This window comes from Micromonospora sp. WMMB482 (assembly GCF_019038635.1).
GTDB lineage: Bacteria > Actinomycetota > Actinomycetes > Mycobacteriales > Micromonosporaceae > Micromonospora > Micromonospora marina.
The window spans coordinates 1,011,796-1,031,630 of the sequence record NZ_JAHOPD010000020.1; the positions used below are offsets into that span (position 1 = coordinate 1,011,796).

Genomic DNA, 19,835 nt, shown 5'->3' on the forward strand with positions numbered 1-19,835 from the left:
TGCGCGTCAGCGGTCAGGCCGCCGCCGAGGTCCGGACCAGGGTACGGATCTGGCGCAGCAGCACCGACAGCGCGGACAGGTCGGCGCGGGACTCGTCGAACTCCCCCATCGCCCGGTGCGCCCGGTGGATCGAGGTGGCGTTCGCCTGCTCCCACTCCTGCACCCGCTCCACCGGCGGTACGTCCTCGGGCGTCGACCCGAGCACCTCCGCGGTGAGCGCGGCGAGCGCGGCGTACAGGTCGTAGCGCAGCGCCATCCGGGCCAGGGTCTGCCACCGGTCCTCGCGGGGCAGCAGGGAGATCTTCGACAGCAGCGCGTCGACCCGGAACCGGTCGGAGAGCACGAAGTAGACCGAGGCCACCTCGCTCACGTCCCGCCCGGTGCCCTGCGCCGTCTCGACGATGTCCAGCAGGCCGAAGCTGTACATCAGGCGGGTCGCCTGCTCGGCCAGGTCACGCGGCAGCCCGCGGCCGACCAGCGACTCGATGTGCGCCGCGATGGCCTCCCGCTCGGTGCCCCAGAACCGGTGCTCCAGATCCGGCAGGAGCCGGGCCACGCCGTCACGCAGGCGGGAGATCTCCGCCGGCACGTCGATCGGCGACCGCCGGTTGGTGACCAGCCAGCGCACCGCGCGGTCGAGCAGCCGCCGGGTGTCCAGGTAGACGGCGGTCTGCAACTCGGGCGAGACCTTGTTGTCCAGCGCCTCGACCGCGTCCCACAGGTCGCGCAGGCCGAACACCTCGCGGACCACCACGTACGCCCGGAGCACGTCGGCCGCGGACGCCGCCGTCTCCTCGACCACCCGGAAGACGAACGAGATGCCGCCCCGGTTGATCGCCTCGTTGACCAGGACGGTGGTGACGATGTCCCGGCGCAGCCGGTGCCGGCCCATCCGCTCGGCGAAGCGCTGCCGCAGCGGCGTCGGGAAGTAGTTGACCAGGACCTCGGTCGTCCACTCCTCGTCCGCCAGGCCCTCGCCGACGATCTCGCGCTCCAGCACGATCTTGACGTACGCGAGCAGCACCGCGAACTCCGGCGCGGTCAGCCCGCTCTCGGTGCGGACCGCCAGTTCCTCGTCCGAGGGCAGCGCCTCCAGCGCCCGGTCCAGCGCGCCGGACCGCTCCAACTCGTTGATCATCCGCCGGTGCACCGGCAGCAGCGAGGCGGCCTGGGCCTGGGCGTTGTTGAGTGCCCGAGCCTGGTCGTAGTTGTCCCGCAGCACCAGATCGGCGACCTCGTCGGTCATCTGGGCCAGCAGCTCGTCGCGCTCCGGCCGGTCCAGCTCACCGTCGGCCACAGCCGTGTTGAGCAGGATCTTGATGTTGACCTCGTGGTCGGAGCAGTCCACACCGGCGGCGTTGTCGATGAAGTCGGTGTAGATGCGGCCGCCGGTCGAGGCGTACTCGATCCGGCCCTGCTGGGTGAAGCCCAGGTTGCCGCCCTCGCCGACCACCCGGCAGCGCAGGCCCTTGCCGTCCACCCGGATGGCGTCGTTGGACTTGTCCCCCACCTCGGCGTTGGTCTGGCTGGACGCCTTGACGTAGGTGCCGATGCCGCCGTTCCAGAACAGGTCGACCGGCGCGGTGAGGATCGCCTTCATCAGCTCCTGCGGGCTGAGCTGAGTGACGCCCCCGTCGAGGCCGAGCACCGCGCGGACCTGCGGCGAGACCGGCACCGACTTCGCGGTACGCGGGTAGATCCCGCCGCCTTCGGAGATCAGCTCGCGGTCGTAGTCCTCCCACGACGAGCGGGGCATGTCGAACAGCCGCTTGCGTTCGGCGAAGGACCGGGCCGAGTCCGGATCCGGGTCCAGGAAGATGTGCCGGTGGTCGAACGCGGCCACCAGACGGATGTGCTGCGACAGCAGCATCCCGTTGCCGAACACGTCGCCGGACATGTCACCGACGCCGGCCACTGTGAAGTCCTGCGTCTGGGTGTCGTGCCCCAGTTCCCGGAAGTGCCGCTTGACGGACTCCCAGGCGCCCCGGGCGGTGATGCCCATCTTCTTGTGGTCGTAGCCGGCCGAGCCGCCGGAGGCGAACGCGTCGCCCAGCCAGAAGCTGTGCGCCTCGGAGATCTCGTTGGCGATGTCGGAGAACGTCGCGGTGCCCTTGTCGGCGGCCACCACCAGGTACGGGTCGTCGCCGTCGTGCCGGACCACGTCCTCAGGCGGCACGATCTCGCCGCTGACGATGTTGTCGGTGACGTCGAGCAGCGCGGAGATGAACTCCTTGTAGCAGATCACCGCCTCGTCCCGGTCGCCCGGCTTCTGCTTGAGCACGAAGCCACCCTTGGCGCCGACCGGCACGATCACCGCGTTCTTCACCATCTGCGCCTTGACCAGGCCGAGGACCTCGGTCCGGAAGTCCTCGCGCCGGTCGGACCAGCGCAGGCCGCCGCGGGCCACCGGCCCGTAGCGCAGGTGCACGCCCTCGAACCGGGGCGAGTAGACGAAGATCTCGAACTTGGGTCGCGGGGCCGGCAGGTCCGGGATGGCCTGCGGGTCGAGCTTGAACGCCACGTACGCCTTGGGCCGCCCGCCCACCGGCTTCTGGTAGAAGCTGGTACGCAGCGTGGCCTGGATCAACGTCAGGTACGACCGCAGGATGCGGTCCTGGTCGAGGCTGGCCACCTCGTCCAGGGCCTCGGCGATCGCGTCGACCAGCTCGCCGCTGCGCTGCCGGCGCTCGTCGAGCGTGGTCGCGCCCGGGGCGAACCGGGTCTCGAACAGCTTCACCAGCAGTCCGGCGATCTGCGGGTACGCGATGAACGTCTGCTCCATGTACTCCTGGGAGAACACGGTGCCGGCCTGGCGCAGGTACTTCGCGTACGCGCGCAGCACGACGACCTGCCGCCAGGTGAGCCCGGCCCGGAGCACCAGCTCGTTGAAGCCGTCCACCTCGGCCTCGCCCCGCCAGGCGGCGGCGAAGGCGTTCTCCACGTGCGGGCGCACCTCGGCCAGGTCCTGGTGCCGCTCGGGCAGCTCCAGACCGAAGTCGTAGAGCCAGATCCGGCCGTCGACGCGCTCCACCTCGTACGGGTGCTCGTCGACCACCTTCACGCCGAGCGAGTGCAGCACCGGCAGCACGGCGGAGAGCATCATCGGCTCGCCGTACCGGTAGACCTTGAACCGCACGTCCATCGCGTCGTCGGCGTCGGCGGCGCGGGCGGCGTACGGACGCGGTGGCGCCTGCTTGCGGAACAGGTGCATCTCCAGCTGGCCGGGCTCCTCCAGCAGCTCCAGCTTCGCCAGGTCCTTCATCGCCTCGTACGGCGTGTGCCCGTCCTTGTAGCCCTCCGGGAACGCGTCGGCGTACCGGGCGAACAGGTGCTTGGCCTGCTCGTCGCCGAGCTTGCGTTCCAGCACCAGCCGGTAGTCGTCGTCCCAGAGCCGGGTCGCGTCGGCCAGCTCCTCGGCGAGCAGGTCGGCGTCGATGTCGCCGGGCGGGTCGTTCGGGTCGGTACGCACGATGAAGTGCACCCGGGCCAGCATCGACTCGGTCACCCGCGTGGTGTAGTCGACGCCGACGCCGTTCAGCTCGCGCAGCAGGATGTCCTGCATGCGCAGCCGGTTCTGCGTGGTGAACCGGTCCCGCGGCAGGTAGATCAGGCAGGAGATGAACCGCCCGTACGCGTCGCGGCGCAGGAACACCCGCAGTTGCCGGCGGCCCGCCATCCGCAGCACGCCGATCACCGCGTGGTACAGGTCGTCGGTCTTGATCTGGAACAGTTCGTCGCGCGGGTAGGTCTCCAGGATCTGCAACAGGTCCTTGCCGGAGTGGCTGCGCAGGCTCAGGCCCGAGCGGTCGAGCACCTCGGCGACCTTGCGCCGGACCACCGGCAGCTCCTGCACGCTGGTCCGGTAAGCGGCGGTGGAGAACAGGCCCAGGAAGCGCCGCTCCCCGACCACCTCGCCGGCCTCGTTGAAGATCTTGAAGCCGATGTAGTCGAGGTACGCCGAGCGGTGCACCGTGGCACGCGAGTTGGCCTTGGTGATGATGAGCAGGCGCTTCTCCAGCACCTTCTCGTGCGCCTCGGGCGTCATCGAGTTCAGCGACCGGGCCTCCGGCGAGTCGGACCGCAGGATGCCCAGCCCGGTGCCCAGCACCGCCTCCAGGGCCTGCCCGCCGCGCGCGCCGTCGGTGTGGACCAGGCGGTACTCCCGGTAGCCGAGGAACGTGAAGTGGTCGTGCGCCAGCCAGCGCAGCAGCTCCACCGAGTCGGTGATGTCCTTCTCCGGCACCGGCGGGCGGTTGTCCGACGTCCGGGCGGCGGCCAGCTCGTCGGCGAGCGCGAGGGCCCGCTGCCGCATCTTCGGCCAGTCCTCGACCGCCTCGCGCACGTCGGTGAGCACCCGCTGCAATTCGCGCCGCAGCGTCTCCCGCTCGGCCGGGTCGCGGACCGGGTCGATCTCGATCCGCATCCAGCTCTCGACCAGGTCCCCGGCGATGGCGTCGTCCGGTTCCACGTCCGCCGAGACCTCGGTGAGCCGGCCCAGCGGCTCGCGCCGCACCACGACCAGGGGGTGCACCAGCAGGTGCACGTCGAGGTGGCGGGAGTTCAGCAGGGCGGTCACGGAGTCGACCAGGAACGGCATGTCGTCGGTGACGATCTCGACGACCGTGTGGTGCTGTTCGGCGTCCGGCTCGTGGATGCGGAGCTTCAGCTCGCCCGGCACCCGCTGCTGGGCCAGATCCCGATGGGCCCGGGCCGCCTCCAGCATCTCCTCGGCGGTGAAGCCGATCAGCTCCTCGTCCGGCGCGAACCGCCAGAAGCGGTCCACGAGTGTGGCCGCGTCGTGGTCGTCGCCGGCGAGCGCGACCGCCTGGGCAACCAGCCGCTCCGCGTTGGGGACGGGCTCGTCCAGCTCGGCGTCCTCCGACTCGTCGGCCAGTGCCTGCGCAGGCAGGCCCAGGTCGTAGAGGGTGTCGATGCTGGAACCGGTCATCCCGGTCACTCCTGTGTCGAGACGGCTGAAACCGTCTCCGTCGGTCGCCGAATCGAAGCTGTCGTCGTCCCGGCCGGTGTCAGCCTGCCGGAGGTCGGGTCCCGGTTTGATCGCCGGACGCCGGTCCATCGGTGCCACTCCCCTCGACCCACCGCGTTGTGGGTCACTCTGCCGCCCAGCCTAGGCCCTACCGCGTGGTACCTCCCGCGGCGGACCACTGGCCGGACGTCCGGATCGGGACTCTGTCCTTTCACCCGTTGCGGGCCCGTGGTCGGCCGATCGCGGAGTACCCCGACTGGCGATGTTCATCACACTGTCACACGCCGCTTCTGGCGCTGCCGGAGGCCGTGGCGGGGCGGTGGGGAACGCCGGGCCGTACTAGCGTGCAGGGCAGTTGAGCACCGGAGGGACTGCTTCATGCCTGTGTCGTACCCCGTCCGCCCCCGCCGCCACACCCGTCACCGCGTCCTCGCGGCGCTGGCCGCCGTCCTGGTCACGGCCGGCGCGCTGACCGGATGCTCCGGGGACGACGGCCCCGAGACGGCCGTCGAGACGTTCCTCGGCGGCTGGCGTACCGGCGACCTCCGGGCGATCGGCTTCGTCGAGCCGACCGGCGGGCGGGTGCCCGCCGCCGAGGTGACCAAGCAGATCCAGGCGCTCGCCGGCGCGCTCGCGGCCAACCCGCCGGAGCTGGCCCGCACCGGCGACATCACCACCAAGGGGGACGTCGCCACCGCCCGCGTCAAGGTGAGCTGGGCGCTGCCCGGCGGCGGCACCTGGGCCTACGAGAATCCGGTACGCCTCAAGCGCGGCGGCGACGACAAGTGGCAGGTGATCTGGGAGCCGTCGGTGGTGCACGAGAAGCTGGAGAGCGGTGACAAGATCGCGCTGCGGCGGGAGCCGGCGCAACGCGCCGGTGTGCTGGACGCGGCCGGTCAGCCGATCGTCGCGCCGCGCCCGGTGGTCCGGGTGCAGGTCGTCCCCGGCGAGGTCGACGACGTCCCCGGCCTGGTCCGGAAGCTGGACGCCGCGTTCAGGGCGATCCGGCCGGCGCTCACCCCGCCGGTCGACCTGGGCGACCTGCCGAAGCGGATGAAGGCGGCGAAGCCGGACGGGCGCGTCGAGGTGGTGACGTTGCGCGACGAGGCGTACCGGCAGATCAAGCCGCGCATCTACGAACTGCCCGGCACCCGGTTCGTCTCCGAGCAGCTCATGCTGGCCCCGACCCGCGAGTTCGCCCGGGCGCTGCTCGGCTCGGTCGACCAGGCCACCGCCGACGACCTCCAGGCCCACCCCGAGCGGTACGCGCGCGGCGACCTGGTCGGCCACGGCGGTCTCCAGGGCCGGTACGACGAGCGGCTGCGCGGCGTCCCCGGCGTCACCGTGATCACCGAGCGGACCACACCGGACGGCACGGTGGAGCCGACCGGCACGGAACTGTTCCGCGCCGACCCGAAGCCCGGGCAGCCGGTGAAGACCACACTCGACGCGGCCACCCAGAACGCCGCTGACGCCGCGTTGCGCGGGCAGACCCGCCGGTCCGCCCTGGTCGCCGTGCGGATCAGCGACGGCGCCGTGCTGGCCGCCGCGAACGGCCCGGGCGCGGCGGGCGGGAACCTCGCCTTCACCGCCCAGGTGCCGCCCGGCTCGACGTTCAAGATGGTCAGCGCGCTCGGCCTGCTCGACCGGGGCGCGGTGACGCCGCAGACGACTGTGGACTGCCCGAAGACGTCGACAGTCGAGGGCCGGGTCTTCAAGAACTCGGACAACTTCGAGCTGGGCTCGGTGCCGTTCGCCACCGACTTCGCCAAGTCGTGCAACACCGCGTTCATCGCGCTGGCGCCGAAGCTCGGCCCCGACGGGCTGGCGCAGGCCGGCCGTACGCTCGGCCTGGAGGCCGCGTGGGATCTCGGCACCGACGCGTTCACCGGCAAGATCTCCGCCAACGGCTCGGCCACCGAACAGGCCGCCGCCGCGATCGGCCAGGGCACCACGCTGGTGAGCCCGCTGGCGATGGCGAGCGCCACGGCGGCGGTGGCCCGGGGCAGGTTCGAGCAGCCCAAGCTGCTGCTCGACCCGGCGCCGGCCAAGCCCGCGCCAGCCGGCGAGGCGCTCAAGCCGGAGTCGGTGACGGCGCTGAAGTCGATGATGCGCGGAGTGGTCACCGCGGGCAGCGGCAGCGCGCTGGCGGACGTGCCGGGCGAGCCGGTGCACGGCAAGACCGGCACCGCGGAGTACGACAACAACCCGGCGCACACGCACGCCTGGTTCGTCGGCTGGCAGGGAGACGTCGCCTTCGCCGTCTTCGTGGAGCAGGGTGGTGCGGGTTCGAAGGTCGCGGCGCCGATCGCCGAGAAGTTCCTGCGCGGTCTGGCCGCGAGCTGAGGCGTACCGGTCAGGCGATGTCGATGCCGGAGCGGGCCGGGTCCGGCTCGTCTCCGGCGGGGGCGCGGCGCAGCAGGCCCGGCCCGATCCGGTCGTCGCCGAGGTCGTCGTCGGCGGTCGGGTCGGGGCCGATCGGCTCGACCGCGACCGCCGGTGCCGGCACGGCCGCCGGGGCGGGCAGCGGCTCGGGCTCGGGCCGGCTGTCGGCGGCGCGGGGCGCCGGTGTGACCGGCCCGGCCGGCAGCAGCCGGGGCGGCACGGCGCCCGGCGCGGCAACCGGGGCGAGCCCGGCCACCACGGTGTTGACGATCTCGGCCGCGTACGCCCCGTCCGGGTCGTAGTCGGGGTCGAAGACCGTCAGCTCGACGCCGAGGCAGTGCGGCGTGTCGACCAGCCCGGCGAGCAGGATCTCCAGCTCGGCGAAGGCGATGCCGCCCGGGTCGGGCGCGTCCACGGCGGGCATCACCGCCGGGTCGAGCACGTCCACGTCGATGTGCACCCAGTAGCCGGCGCAGTCGACGAGCTGCTCGTGCGCCCACTGGGCGGTACGGGCCGCGCCCTCGGCGCGCAACGCCGGCACCGGTCGGGTGGTGATGCCGGCGGCCTGGAGGTCGAGCCGGTACTCGTCCTGCGCGCGGATGCCGAGCACCACCACGTCGATGTCCCGGAAGTACGGCCGGCGGCCCTCGATCGCGGCCAGGTCGGGCTGCCCCCGGCCGGTGACCAGGGCAAGATCCTCCCCGGCGGCGGCACCGACGTAGGAGGCGTTGCCGGGGTGCCGGAAGTCGGAGTGGCCGTCGACGAAGACCAGCCCGATCCGCCCGCCGACCGCCTCGCCGAGGCGGTGCATGGCCAGCGCCGAGCCGAGCAGCACCGAGCAGTCACCGCCGAGCACCAGCGGGAACTCACCCCGGTCGATGATCGCGCCGATCCGGTCGGCGAGCGCCGCCGAGTACGCGGAGATCTCCGGCGCGTGGCAGACGCCGTCGCCGGGCCGCCAGTCTCCCGGGTCGTACCGGGGCGGGGTGAGGCAGCCGGCGTCGCGGGCCCGCAGCCGGGCGAGCAGGCCGTGGTCGCGCAGCGCGCCCGGCGCCTTGGCGCACCCGGGGACGGAGCTCGCGGTGGGCGGACGCAGTCCGAGGTTCGTCGGCGCGTCGAGGACGGCGATCCGGCGCATCATGGGCTCCCGTCCTCGGCGGTCGGGCGGGCCGGCGGTGCGCCGGCCCGCGCGGGTTGACTCAGAACAGCGCGCTGGCCAGGGCGCGTCGGGCGGAGGCCACGGCGGGGTCGTCCGGGCCGGCGATGGTGAACAGGCCGAGCAGGTGCTGGCGGACCCGGTCCCGGTCGTCCCCGGCGGTGCGCCGGACCAGGCCGACCAGCCGCTTGTACGCCTGGTCGGCGAGGCCGCTGAGCACCTCGATGTCGGCGGCGAGCAGCTGGGCGTCCACGTCGTCGGGGGCGGCGGCCGCGGCGTCCAGGGCGCCCTGCGGGTCGGCGCCTGCGACCCGGCGGGCCAGCCCGACCTGCGCCAGGCCCGCCTCCGCCGCCGCGTCCGCGGGCGACTCGGCCAGGATCTTCCGGTACGCCGCCTCGGCCGCGTCGAGGTCACCGCTCATCAGCGCGTCGTCGGCGGCGTCGAGGCGCGGGTCCTCCGGCTCGGCGACTGTGACGCCACCGGCCTTGAGGACCGCCTGGAGCCACTGTCGCAACTGCGACTCCGGCACCGGGCCGGGGAAGGCGTCGATCGGGCGCCCGCCGACGATGGCGTACGTGGTGGGCAGCGTCTGGAGCTGGAACATCTGCGCGAGCCGCGGCTGCTGCTGCACGTCGACCCGGGCCAGCAGCCACGCTCCGCCGCCCTCGGCGGCCAGCCGCTCCAGCACCGGGGCGAACTGGTCGCTCTCCGGGTAGCCGGCGGCGCCGAAGAAGACCACTACCGGTGTGGTGAGCGAGCGTTCGAGCACCTCGGACTGGATGTTCGCCTCGGTCACGTCGATCACGGCGGCGGAGCCGGCGGGGCTGCCCGGCAGCCCGGTCGGCCCAGCGCCCTGGGACGGTGTGGCGGAGGAGGTGTCGGCCGGTGCGGGGGTGCGCAGCGCGCTGAGGTCGACCGCGCCGCGGGTGAAGATCGACGAGGTGATCCGTGGGTCGCTCATGGTTATCTAGTCTCGCACGTGCGCCACGGATCTCCGACCAGCCGCGACGGCGACAGTCGCCACTCTCCCACCTGCTCAGCCCGTGCAAGGAAGGGCCCCCTGTTAACGCCTGCGGTAGAGGAAGGGCCCCTTCTTAACAACGCGTGTTAAGAAGGGGCCCTTCCTTGCAGAAGCGGGGGTCAGAAGCGGGCGGGCTCGCGGTAGACGCCCCACTCGGTGCGGAGGGCGTCGCAGATCTCGCCGAGCGTGGCCTCGGCGCGGACCGCGTCGAGCATGGCGGGGATCATGTTCTCGCCGGTCCGGGAGACCTCGACCATCCGCTGTACGGCGGCGGTGACGGCGGCGTCGTCGCGGGCCGACTTGCGCTCGGTCAGCACCCGGCGCTGCTCCAGCTCCACCTCGTGCGAGATGCGCAGGATCTCCAGGTCCTTGGCGACGGTGCCGGTGTGGCAGTTGACGCCGACGATCCTCTTGTCGCCCTTCTCCAGCGCCTGCTGGTAGACGAAGGCGGACTCGGCGATGTGCCCGGTGAACCAGCCGTCCTCGATGCCGCGCAGGATGCCGGAGGTCATCGGGCCGATGGTGTGCGGGCCCTCGCCGCCGAGCTGCTTGATCCGGGCGAAGATCTCCTCCGCCTCGGCCTCGATCCGGTCGGTGAGCGCCTCGACGTACCAGGAGCCGCCGAGCGGGTCGGCCACGTTGACCACTCCGGTCTCCTCCATCAGCACCTGCTGGGTACGCAGGGCGATCTCGGCCGACTCGTCGGTGGGCAGGGCGAGCGTCTCGTCGAGGGCGTTCGTGTGCAGCGAGTTGGTGCCGCCGAGCACCGCGGCCAGGGCCTCCACGGCGGTGCGGACCACGTTGTTCACCGGCTGCTGGGCGGTCAGCGACACCCCGGCGGTCTGCGTGTGGAACCGCAGCCACTGGGCCTTCTCGCTGGTCGCGCCGTACACGTCGCGCAGCCAGCGGGCCCAGATCCGGCGGGCGGCGCGGAACTTCGCGATCTCCTCGAAGAAGTCCACGTGGGAGTCGAAGAAGAAGCTCAGGCCGGGGGCGAACGTGTTCACGTCCAGCCCGCGCGACAGGCCCAGTTCGACGTACCCGAAGCCGTCGGCGAGCGTGTACGCCAGCTCCTGCGCGGCGGTCGAGCCGGCCTCGCGGATGTGGTAGCCGGAGACGGACAGCGGCTTGTACCGGGGGATCTCCCGCGCGCAGTACTCCATCAGGTCGCCGATGAGGCGCAGGTGCGGCTCGGGGTCGAACAGCCACTCCTTCTGCGCGATGTACTCCTTGAAGATGTCCGTCTGGAGCGTTCCGTCCAGCGTGGACAGGTCGGCGCCCTGCCGTTCGGCGGCGACCAGGTACATGCAGAAGACCGGCACGGCCGGACCGGAGATGGTCATCGAGGTGGTCACGCCGGCCAGGTCGATGCCGTCGAACAGCACCTCCATGTCGGCCGCCGAGTCCACCGCGACACCGCAGTGGCCGACCTCGCCGAGCGACTGCGGGTCGTCCGAGTCGCGGCCCATCAGCGTCGGCATGTCGAAGGCGACTGACAGACCGCCGCCGCCCGCGCCGAGGATCATCTTGTAGCGCTCGTTTGTCTGCCGGGCGTTGCCGAAGCCGGCGAACTGCCTGATGGTCCAGGTCCGCCCGCGGTAGCCGGTCGGATACAGACCCCTGGTGTACGGGAACTCGCCCGGCCAGCCGATCCGCTCGAACCCGGGGTACGTGGTGTCCTCCGGCGGGCCGTACACCGGCTCGACCGGCAGTCCGGACAGCGTGGTGAAGTCCGCGTCGCGCTTGCGGGCGGCGTCGTAGCGGGCCTGCCAGCGGGCCCGACCGGCGGCGATCTCGTCAGCGTCCATGCGCGGAGCTCCTTCTCAAGTCGTCGTCCCAGGTCCGAGTGTAGAGCGAGTTCCTGAACGATCATTAAGGGCTCGCGTACCGGCCGGTAACCCGACGCGCCGCCTCCACGACGGGGTCAGCCGGTGGGCTCGGGTCCGCCGGCGCGCATGACGTCCCGCGCGGTGAGCGCCACGTGCAGCGACAGGCGCCGCTCGCTCGACTCCAGGTCGACGCCGAGCACCCGCTCGATCAGCTCCAGCCGCTGGTACAGCGCCGACCGCGACACCGACATGGCGTCCGCCGCGCGCCGCTTGTTGCGCCCCTCCACGAGGTATGTCTCCAGCAGCGCGACGTGGTTCGTGCCGTGGCGCTGATCGTAGGAGAGCAGCGGGCCCAGCTCGCGCTCGACGAACGTCTGCAGGCGCACGTCGTCGCGCAGCAGGTACAGCAGGCCCCGGAGGCGGACGTCGTGCAGCCGGTAGAACGGGCGCGGCTCGGCGGTGTGCACAGTCGCGTCGGCCACCTGCGCCGCCTCGGCCAGTGAGCGCCGGGCCAGGTCGAGCGTCCGGACCACCGATCCGGCGGCGACCACGACGTCCGATCCGGCCCGGTGGCCCGCCCGGGTGAGCGCGGCGGACAGGCTTCCCAGCGCGGCCTCGTCGGAACCGGACTCGTCGAGCGCGACGAGGAGCGTGACACCGGTACCGCCGGCCGCCTCGTCCACGTCGCCGGCGAGCGCGGCGAGCCCGCACTCGCGTACCGCCGTCTCCACCGCGTCGAGCAGTTCCCGCCGGCTCGCGTTCCCGCCGGCACCGGCGCCCGGGGCCGGCCGGCGCCGCCGGACCACGACGCCGAGCAGCCGCCGCTGCTCCAGGACCACGCCGAGCCCGCGCGCCCGCAGCGCCACGTCCCGGGTGGGCGCCGAGTGGTTGACGATGCTCAGCAGCAGGCTGCTGCGCGCCTGCCGCTCGACCGACGACGAGTCCCGGGCGACGAGCTGGTTCAGCGCGATGGTGGACGCGGCGCGTTCCAGCAGCACCCGGGTCCGGGCCGGTGGCTCCTGGTCGCACAGCAGCACGAGCCGCCCCCACCGGTTGCCGCGCGCCTCGACGCTCGTCACCAGCCAGCCCGAGCGCGGCTCATAGCCGGTGCCGGACGCGACCTCGACCGCGCGGGAACGGGTCTCCCAGCGGTCGAGCAGCTCCTCGGCGGTCAGCGGACCGGTCTCGTACGCCAGCACCTGGTGGGCGAGGTTCTCCAGCACGGCGGGGCGCCGGGACAGGCGGGTGACCTCGCGGAGCACCTGCCGGGGCTCGGCGCCCTCCACCGACAGCTCGGTGAAGATGCGGTGGATCTCGTCCTTCGCGAGCAGGTCGGCCGTCTGCTCCTCGACGATCACCGAGTGGACGACCTCGGTGACTGCGACGAACCGCATCTCGCGCCGCAGCGCGATGAGGGGCAGGTTCCGGCTGCGGGCGTGCTCGACCAGCCCGGCCGGCAGCGTGCCGCCGAACCGGCGGCCCAGCTCGACCACCACACCCGCCACCCCGACGGCCGCCAGGCCGTCGATCCACCGGCGCAGCCCGTCGTCGTCCGGGGGCAGGCCGATCCCGGTGGTCAGGACCAGCTCGCCGCCCCGCAGCAGGTCGGCGATCTCGGGGATCTCGGCGACGTGCACCCAGCGCACCGGCGCGTCCAGCCGGTCCCGGCCCGCCAGGACGCGCGGCCCGGCCTGCTGCAAGGCCGGCAGTTCGAGCACGTCGCGGACCGTCATGGGCATCGGAGCCTCTCCCCCTCTCCTCCGGCGCACAGTATGTGCGCTTCCGGCGGACGGGAACGACACAGTGTCCATTGCCCGGACCTGGGCAAGCGCAGATGATCCCGGGCATGACCCAGACAGCGCCCGGCACCGCGCCCGCTCCCGTCCCGCTGGAGCGGGTAACCCACTGGATCGACGGCAAGCCGTTCGCCGGCGTCACCGAGCGTACGGCCCCGGTCTACGATCCGGCGCTGGGCGCGGTCCGGACGGAGGTGCCGCTGGCCTCGGTCGACGAGGTGGACCAGGCGGTCGCCTCGGCCGCCGCCGCGTTCGCCTCCTGGCGGACCTCGTCGCTGACCAGGCGCACCCAGGTGCTGTTCGCGTTCCGGGAGCTGGTCGACCAGCACAAGCAGGAGCTGGCCGAGCTGATCACGGCCGAGCACGGCAAGGTCGTCTCGGACGCTCTCGGCGAGGTGACCCGCGGCCTGGAGGTCGTCGAGTTCGCCTGCGGGATCCCGCACCTGCTCAAGGGCGGCTACTCCGAGGGCGTGTCCACGCACGTGGACGTCTACTCGATCCGCCAGCCGATCGGCGTCTGCGCCGTCATCTCACCGTTCAACTTTCCGGTGATGGTCCCGATGTGGTTCGTGCCCGTCGCCGTCGCGGCGGGCAACACGGTCGTGCTCAAGCCCAGCGAGAAGGACCCGTCCGCGTCGCTGCTCGTGGCCCGGCTGTGGGAGCAGGCCGGCCTGCCCGCGGGCGTGTTCAACGTCGTGCACGGCGACAAGGTCGCCGTGGACCGGCTGCTGGAGCACCCCGAGGTCAAGGCGGTGTCGTTCGTCGGCTCCACGCCGATCGCCCGCTACGTGTACGAGACCGGCACCCGCAACGGCAAGCGCGTCCAGGCCCTCGGCGGCGCGAAGAACCACATGGTGGTGCTGCCGGACGCCGACCTGGACCTGGCCGCCGACGCGGCGGTCAACGCCGGGTTCGGCTCGGCCGGCGAGCGGTGCATGGCGATCTCGGCCCTGGTGGTGGTCGAGCCCGTCGCCGACGACCTGGTGGCCCGGATCCGCGAGCGCATCGCCACGCTGAAGGTCGGTGACGGGCGGCGCTCCTGCGACATCGGTCCGCTGGTCACCAGGGAGCACCGCGACCGGGTCGCGTCGTACCTCGACGCGGGCGTCGAGGCGGGCGCGGAACTGGTGGTGGACGGCCGCGAGGTACGGGTCGACGGCGACGGGTCCGGGTTCTGGCTCGGGCCGAGCCTGCTGGACCGGGTGTCGCCGGAGATGAGCGTGTACACCGACGAGATCTTCGGGCCGGTGCTGTCGGTGGTGCGCGTCGGCAGCTACGACGAGGCGCTCGCGCTGGTGAACGCCAACCGGTACGGCAACGGGACGGCCATCTTCACCAACGACGGCGGCGCCGCGCGTCGCTACCAGAACGAGGTGGAGGTCGGCATGGTCGGCGTCAACGTGCCGATTCCGGTGCCGATGGCCTACTACTCCTTCGGCGGCTGGAAGGACAGCCTCTTCGGCGACTCGCACGCCCACGGCGCCGAGGGCGTGCACTTCTTCACCCGCGGCAAGGTCGTCACCTCCCGGTGGCTCGACCCCAGCCACGGCGGGATCAACCTCGGCTTCCCCGAGAACGTCTGAGCAGCGGAGGGAGACCGATGAGCACCAGCGCACAGCGCACCTACGAACTCGACCGCGCGCACGTCTTCCACTCCTGGTCCGCCCAGTCGTTGCTCGATCCGATGGTGGTCGAGCGGGCCGAGGGCTCGCACTTCTGGGACGGCGACGGGAACCGCTACCTGGACTTCTCGTCGCAGCTCGTCAACACCAACATCGGCCACCAGCACCCGGTCGTGGTAGCGGCGATCCAGGAGCAGGCCGCCAAGCTGTGCACGATCGCGCCGTCGTACGCCAACGACGCCCGCGGCGAGGCGGCCCGGCTGATCACCGAGCTGACCCCGGCGGGCCTTTCCAAGGTGTTCTTCACCAACGGCGGCGCGGACGCGATCGAGCACGCCGTCCGGATGGCCCGGCTGCACACCGGCCGGCCGAAGGTGCTGTCGCAGTACCGCAGCTACCACGGCGGCACCCAGACCGCGGTGAACCTCACCGGCGACCCGCGCCGCTGGCCCAGCGACAACGGCACCGCCGGGGTGGTGCGCTTCTTCGGCCCGTTCCTCTACCGGTCGGAGTTCGGCGCGACGACCGAGGAAGAGGAGTGCAGGCTCGCGCTGCGCCACCTCGAACGTGTGGTGGAGATGGAGGGCCCGTCCACCATCGCGGCGATCGTGCTGGAGACGGTCCCGGGCACCGCCGGCGTCATGCCGCCGCCGCCGGGCTTCCTCGCGGGCGTACGGGAGCTGTGCGACAGGCACGGCATCCTCTACATCGCCGACGAGGTGATGGCGGGCTTCGGGCGTACCGGCGCCTGGTTCGCGCTGGACCACTACGGCGTGACCCCCGACCTGATCACCTTCGCCAAGGGCGTGAACTCCGGTTACGTCCCGCTCGGTGGGGTGGTGATCGCCGAGCACGTGGCCGAGACGTTCGCCACCCGCGCCTACCCCGGCGGCCTCACCTACTCCGGTCACCCGCTGGCCACCGCCGCCGCCGTCGCGACCATCAACGTGATGCGGGACGAGCGGATCGTCGAGAACGCCGCCACGATCGGCGCCGAAGTGCTGGGCCCGGGGCTGCGCGAACTCGCCGACCGGCACCCGAGCGTCGGGGACGTACGCGGGCTCGGCGTGTTCTGGGCGCTGGAGCTGGTACGCGACCGCGAGACGAAGGAGCCGCTGGCGCCGTACGGGTCGTCGTCACCGGAGATGAACGAGGTGCTGGCCGCGTGCAAGCGCGGCGGCCTGGTCGCGTTCGCGAACTTCAACCGGATCCATGTGGTGCCTCCGTGCACCGTGTCGGAGACGGAGGCCAAGGCGGGCCTGGCGATCCTCGACGAGGCGCTGACACTGGCCGACCGCCACACGGTCTGAGCCACGGCCCCGCCGCGCCCGAACGGTCCGACAGGCACAGCAGCAGCCGGCGGGCGCACGGGCCGTCGTGGTCGGCCCGCAGCAGGCAGCGCCGGCCGTCGCCCATCCACAGATCGCCGAAGACCCGATGGCGTACGCCCTGCTCGTCCTCGGCCGAGACGGTGGTCTCGCCCGGGGTCGGCCTGGGCGAGCACGCCCGACCAGCGGGCGACGCCCCGGGCCAGGCGTACGGCACCGGCCAGGCGTCCCGGACCCGCGCGGTCTCCTCTCGGCTGACGCCGAGCGCCCGGTAGACGTCGGCCAGGTCCAGCGCCACCCGGTCGAGCTGCCCGGCTACGAGGTGGAGCTGACCCGTCCGGCGCACGACTGAGCCGCGCGCCAAGAGATCTTGGTACGGGGAGGCCCTTCGGGGGGCGCTCTCGTACCAAGATCTACGGTTTTCAGACGGAGGCCGCTGAACCCATCGCCACGTCGTCGACCCGGATGTTGATCTCGGCGGCCCGCAGTCCGTACGCCTCGATGGCGGACGCCACCGCGGCCCGCACCTCGTCCGTCACCTGCGGCACCGGGTACCCGGCGTCGATCACGAGGACGAGGTTGACCACTGCCGACCCGTCGGTGACGTGCGCCGAGCAGCCGCGCCGCGCGTCCCCGACCTGGTCCAGCCCGACCCGGTCGAGCACCGCGTTGAAGAAGCGGGCGATGTCGCCGCCCAGTTCGGCCACCCCGGGCACCGACTTCGCGGCGGCCACCGCGATCTTCTCGACCACCTCGTCCGAGACCGAAGTGCTCCCGCCCGCCGGCACCCGCAGCTCCTGAGTAGCGTCATGCTCCACGCGCTCCACCCTCCCTCGTCCCGGGGGGAGCGTACATCCACCGTCGATCATGGAGTTGCGGCCCCGACAAAAGCCGTGAAGCAGGCTTTCCCGGGGCCGAAACTGCAAGATCAACGCGGTCGAGGAGAGGAGAGGAGAGAGGGGGCAAGCGCGGGTCAGGAGCCGAGCTGGGAGAGCAGCTCGTCGGCTGCGGCGTACGGGTCGACTGCTCCCTCGGCCACCTTGGCCGCGAGCGTCGGGAGCTGCGTACCGTCGCGCAGTGAGCCGATCCGGGCGCGCAGCACGCCCAGCGCGATGGCCTCGATCTCGGCGGCGGCCCGCGCCTCCCGGCGGCGGCGCAGCTCGCCGTGGCGCTCCAGCCATTCGCGGTGCTTGTCGATCGCGGCGGCGATGTCGTCGATGCCCTCGGCGCGGGCGGCGATCGAGCGAACCACCTGCGGACGCCACTCGCCCGGCCCGCGCTCGCCGAGCGCGATCATGCCCTGGATGTCGCGGACGGTGGCGTCCGCGCCGTCCCGGTCGGCCTTGTTGACCACGAAGACGTCGGCGATCTCCAGGATGCCGGCCTTGACCGCCTGGATCGCGTCGCCCATGCCGGGCGCGAGCAGCACGAGCGTGGTGTCGGCCAGCGAGGCCACCTCCACCTCGGCCTGCCCGACACCGACGGTCTCGACGAGCACCACGTCGCAGCCGGCACCCTCCAGCACCCGCACCGCCTGCGGCGTCGCCGCGGAGAGCCCGCCCAGGTGGCCCCGGCTGGACATCGAGCGGATGTAGACGCCCGGGTCGGTCGCGTGGTCCTGCATCCGGACCCGGTCGCCGAGGATCGCGCCGCCGGTGAACGGGCTGGACGGGTCGATCGCCAGCACGCCGACCCGGTGACCGCGTGCCCGCAGCGCGCGTACCAGCTCGTTCGTGGTGGTCGACTTGCCCACGCCGGGCGAACCGGTCAGGCCGACCACCTGGGCGTTCCCGGCGTACGGCGCGAGCGCCGCCGCCACCTGCGGCAGCACCTCGTCGCCGGACTCGACCAGGGTGATCAGCCGGGCCACCGCGCGGGGGTCACCCGCGCGGGCCCGCTCGACAAGCATGGGTACGTCCCGGCTGCGGCGCACCGGTCCGGAGGCCGCCGCCGGGGCGTTGCGTGCATCGTTCAAGGTGATCAGCTCTCGGCGCCGTTCGGTACGTGGATGATCAGCGCGTCGCCCTGCCCGCCACCGCCGCAGAGCGCCGCCGCGCCGGTGCCGCCGCCGCGCCGCTTCAGCTCCATCGCGAGCGTGAGGACGAGACGGGCGCCGGACATGCCGATCGGGTGGCCGAGCGCGATCGCGCCGCCGTTGACGTTCACCTTGTCGGCGCTGATCCCGAGGTCACGGGTCGACTGGATGCCCACCGCCGCGAACGCCTCGTTGATCTCGATGAGGTCGAGATCCTCGATGCTCAGGCCGCCCTTCTTCAGTGCGTGGTTGATCGCGTTCGACGGCTGCGAGTGCAGGGAGTTGTCCGGGCCGGCCACGTTGCCGTGCGCGCCGACCTCGGCCAGCCAGGTGAGGCCCAGTTCCTTGGCCTTCGCCTTGCTCATCACGACCACGGCGGCGGCGCCGTCGGAGATCGGCGAGGAGCTGCCGGCGGTGATGGTGCCGTCCTTGGTGAAGGCGGGACGCAGCTTGCCGAGCGACTCGGCGGTGGTGTCCGGGCGGATGCCCTCGTCCTCGCTGATCACCAGCGGGTCGCCCTTGCGCTGCGGGATGACCACCGGGGTGATCTCGTCGCCGAAGTGGCCGTTCTTCTGCGCGGCGGCGGCACGCTGGTGGCTGGCCGCGGCGAACGCGTCCTGCTCCTCACGGGTGATGCCGTGCTTCGCGCCGTGCCGCTCGGTGGACTCACCCATCGAGCAGCAGTCCCAGGCGTCGGTGAGACCGTCGAGGGCCATGTGGTCCTTGACCGTCACGTCGCCGTACTTGTAGCCGGAGCGCTGACCGAGCAGCAGGTGCGGGGCGTTGGTCATCGACTCCATGCCGCCGGCCACCACGATGTCGAACTCACCGGCCCGGATGAGCTGGTCGGCGAGCGCGATCGCGTCCAGCCCGGAGAGGCAGACCTTGTTGATGGTCAGCGCCGGGGTGGACATCGGGATGCCGGCCTCGACGGCCGCCTGCCGGGCCGGGATCTGCCCGGCGCCGGCCTGGAGCACCTGGCCCATGATCACGTACTGGACCTGCTCGGGCGCGACGCCGGCGCGCTCCAGGGCCGCCTTGATCGCGATGCCACCGAGCCTGGTCGCGGGGAGGTCCTTGAGGTTGCCCAGCAGGCGCCCCATGGGGGTCCGCGCGCCGCTGACGATCACCGAAGCCATTGCCTGCCTCCGAGGGGGTGCCGACCTGTACGCCTTAACGATTGTTCGGTCAGACTAGCGTCATGGCTGAGAACTCCCCCGTCGAGCCCGCTGCCGAGTTTGTCACAGACATCGGCCTGCGCCGCATCGACCACGTCGGGATCGCCGTGGCCGACCTGGACGCCGCGATCGACTTCTACCAGCGCACGTTCGGGATGCGCTGCGTGCACACCGAGACCAACGCCGAGCAGGGCGTACGCGAGGCGATGCTCGCGGTCGGGCCGGACGCCTCCGGCGGCATGGTGCAGCTGCTCGCCCCGCTGTCCCCGGACACCACGATCGGCAAGTTCCTGGACAAGCGCGGTCCCGGCATCCAGCAGGTCGCGTACACGGTGGCGGACATCGACGTGGCCTGCGCGGCGCTGCGCGAGCGCGGCGTACGGCTGCTCTACGACGCCCCGCGGCGCGGCACCTCGGACTCCCGGGTCAACTTCGTGCACCCCAAGGACGCCGGCGGTGTGCTGATCGAGCTGGTCCAGCCCGCCTGACATGTAAGGA

General features: G+C 72.3%; 12 protein-coding genes and 1 pseudogene. 4 read left to right on the forward strand and 9 right to left on the reverse strand.

Annotation, left to right across the window (positions count from 1 at the left end; translation table 11 throughout):
* Positions 1 to 13: 13 nt before the first annotated feature.
* On the reverse strand, positions 14 to 5,077 hold the full coding sequence (locus tag KSK32_RS05635; RefSeq protein WP_216929185.1) for an NAD-glutamate dehydrogenase: 5,064 nt from the start codon (positions 5,075 to 5,077) through the stop codon (positions 14 to 16).
* A 288-nt stretch (positions 5,078 to 5,365) separates the two neighbouring features.
* On the opposite strand from KSK32_RS05635, the gene KSK32_RS05640 reads away from it, so the two are divergent.
* Positions 5,366 to 7,333 carry a penicillin-binding transpeptidase domain-containing protein gene (locus KSK32_RS05640; protein WP_216929187.1) on the forward strand — a complete coding sequence of 656 codons (1,968 nt, stop codon included), beginning with the start codon at positions 5,366 to 5,368 and terminating at the stop codon, positions 7,331 to 7,333.
* 10 nt (positions 7,334 to 7,343) lie between these two features.
* On the opposite strand, the gene KSK32_RS05645 is transcribed toward KSK32_RS05640, so the two are convergent.
* From KSK32_RS05645 to KSK32_RS05660, 4 genes are all read right to left on the reverse strand, one after another.
* Positions 7,344 to 8,513 carry an arginase family protein gene (locus KSK32_RS05645; protein WP_216929189.1) on the reverse strand — a complete coding sequence of 390 codons (1,170 nt, stop codon included), beginning with the start codon at positions 8,511 to 8,513 and terminating at the stop codon, positions 7,344 to 7,346.
* Positions 8,514 to 8,571: 58 nt separating this feature from the next.
* Positions 8,572 to 9,489 carry a tetratricopeptide repeat protein gene (locus tag KSK32_RS05650; protein WP_216929191.1) on the reverse strand — a complete coding sequence of 306 codons (918 nt, stop codon included), beginning with the start codon at positions 9,487 to 9,489 and terminating at the stop codon, positions 8,572 to 8,574.
* Positions 9,490 to 9,668: 179 nt separating this feature from the next.
* The gene (locus KSK32_RS05655; protein WP_216929192.1) at positions 9,669 to 11,357 is read right to left on the reverse strand and encodes a methylmalonyl-CoA mutase; all 1,689 of its coding nucleotides are present in this window, start codon (positions 11,355 to 11,357) and stop codon (positions 9,669 to 9,671) included.
* Between the two features lie 116 nt (positions 11,358 to 11,473).
* On the reverse strand, positions 11,474 to 13,117 hold the full coding sequence (locus KSK32_RS05660) for a PucR family transcriptional regulator ligand-binding domain-containing protein (RefSeq protein ID WP_216929194.1): 1,644 nt from the start codon (positions 13,115 to 13,117) through the stop codon (positions 11,474 to 11,476).
* Between the two features lie 107 nt (positions 13,118 to 13,224).
* On the opposite strand from KSK32_RS05660, the gene KSK32_RS05665 reads away from it, so the two are divergent.
* Positions 13,225 to 14,757: a CoA-acylating methylmalonate-semialdehyde dehydrogenase gene (locus KSK32_RS05665; protein WP_374226693.1), complete on the forward strand. Its 1,533-nt coding sequence runs from the start codon at positions 13,225 to 13,227 to the stop codon at positions 14,755 to 14,757.
* 17 nt (positions 14,758 to 14,774) lie between these two features.
* Positions 14,775 to 16,106, forward strand: coding sequence for an aspartate aminotransferase family protein (locus KSK32_RS05670; protein ID WP_216929196.1), 1,332 nt, complete (start codon positions 14,775 to 14,777; stop codon positions 16,104 to 16,106).
* 43 nt (positions 16,107 to 16,149) lie between these two features.
* Here the strand turns inward: KSK32_RS05670 and KSK32_RS33205 are convergent.
* The 4 genes and pseudogenes from KSK32_RS33205 to KSK32_RS05685 all read right to left on the reverse strand — a co-directional run.
* Positions 16,150 to 16,348, reverse strand: a pseudogene (locus KSK32_RS33205) (hypothetical protein); the annotation flags it as partial.
* A 198-nt stretch (positions 16,349 to 16,546) separates the two neighbouring features.
* Positions 16,547 to 16,942 (reverse strand): Asp23/Gls24 family envelope stress response protein, encoded by a 396-nt coding sequence (locus KSK32_RS05675; protein WP_216929198.1) that lies wholly within the window; start codon positions 16,940 to 16,942, stop codon positions 16,547 to 16,549.
* A 155-nt stretch (positions 16,943 to 17,097) separates the two neighbouring features.
* Positions 17,098 to 18,099, reverse strand: coding sequence for a methylmalonyl Co-A mutase-associated GTPase MeaB (gene meaB / locus KSK32_RS05680; protein WP_216929200.1), 1,002 nt, complete (start codon positions 18,097 to 18,099; stop codon positions 17,098 to 17,100).
* A 5-nt stretch (positions 18,100 to 18,104) separates the two neighbouring features.
* Positions 18,105 to 19,298, reverse strand: coding sequence for an acetyl-CoA C-acetyltransferase (locus tag KSK32_RS05685; protein WP_216929203.1), 1,194 nt, complete (start codon positions 19,296 to 19,298; stop codon positions 18,105 to 18,107).
* 62 nt (positions 19,299 to 19,360) lie between these two features.
* Between KSK32_RS05685 and mce the strand changes: the two genes are divergently transcribed.
* Positions 19,361 to 19,825, forward strand: a complete 465-nt coding sequence (gene mce, locus KSK32_RS05690) for a methylmalonyl-CoA epimerase (RefSeq protein WP_030271412.1) — start codon at positions 19,361 to 19,363, stop codon at positions 19,823 to 19,825.
* The last annotated feature ends 10 nt before the right edge of the window (positions 19,826 to 19,835 follow it).

Excerpts from the sequence above, each read along its gene's own strand:
- KSK32_RS05635 (WP_216929185.1), bottom strand. The coding sequence starts at position 5,077 with ATGGACCGGCGTCCGGCGATCAAACCGGGACCCGACCTCCGGCAGGCT.
- KSK32_RS05640 (WP_216929187.1), top strand. The coding sequence starts at position 5,366 with ATGCCTGTGTCGTACCCCGTCCGCCCCCGCCGCCACACCCGTCACCGC.
- KSK32_RS05645 (WP_216929189.1), bottom strand. The coding sequence starts at position 8,513 with ATGATGCGCCGGATCGCCGTCCTCGACGCGCCGACGAACCTCGGACTG.
- KSK32_RS05650 (WP_216929191.1), bottom strand. The coding sequence starts at position 9,489 with ATGAGCGACCCACGGATCACCTCGTCGATCTTCACCCGCGGCGCGGTC.
- KSK32_RS05655 (WP_216929192.1), bottom strand. The coding sequence starts at position 11,357 with ATGGACGCTGACGAGATCGCCGCCGGTCGGGCCCGCTGGCAGGCCCGC.
- KSK32_RS05660 (WP_216929194.1), bottom strand. The coding sequence starts at position 13,117 with ATGCCCATGACGGTCCGCGACGTGCTCGAACTGCCGGCCTTGCAGCAG.
- KSK32_RS05665 (WP_374226693.1), top strand. The coding sequence starts at position 13,225 with ATGACCCAGACAGCGCCCGGCACCGCGCCCGCTCCCGTCCCGCTGGAG.
- KSK32_RS05670 (WP_216929196.1), top strand. The coding sequence starts at position 14,775 with ATGAGCACCAGCGCACAGCGCACCTACGAACTCGACCGCGCGCACGTC.
- KSK32_RS05685 (WP_216929203.1), bottom strand. The coding sequence starts at position 19,298 with ATGGCTTCGGTGATCGTCAGCGGCGCGCGGACCCCCATGGGGCGCCTG.
- mce (WP_030271412.1), top strand. The coding sequence starts at position 19,361 with ATGGCTGAGAACTCCCCCGTCGAGCCCGCTGCCGAGTTTGTCACAGAC.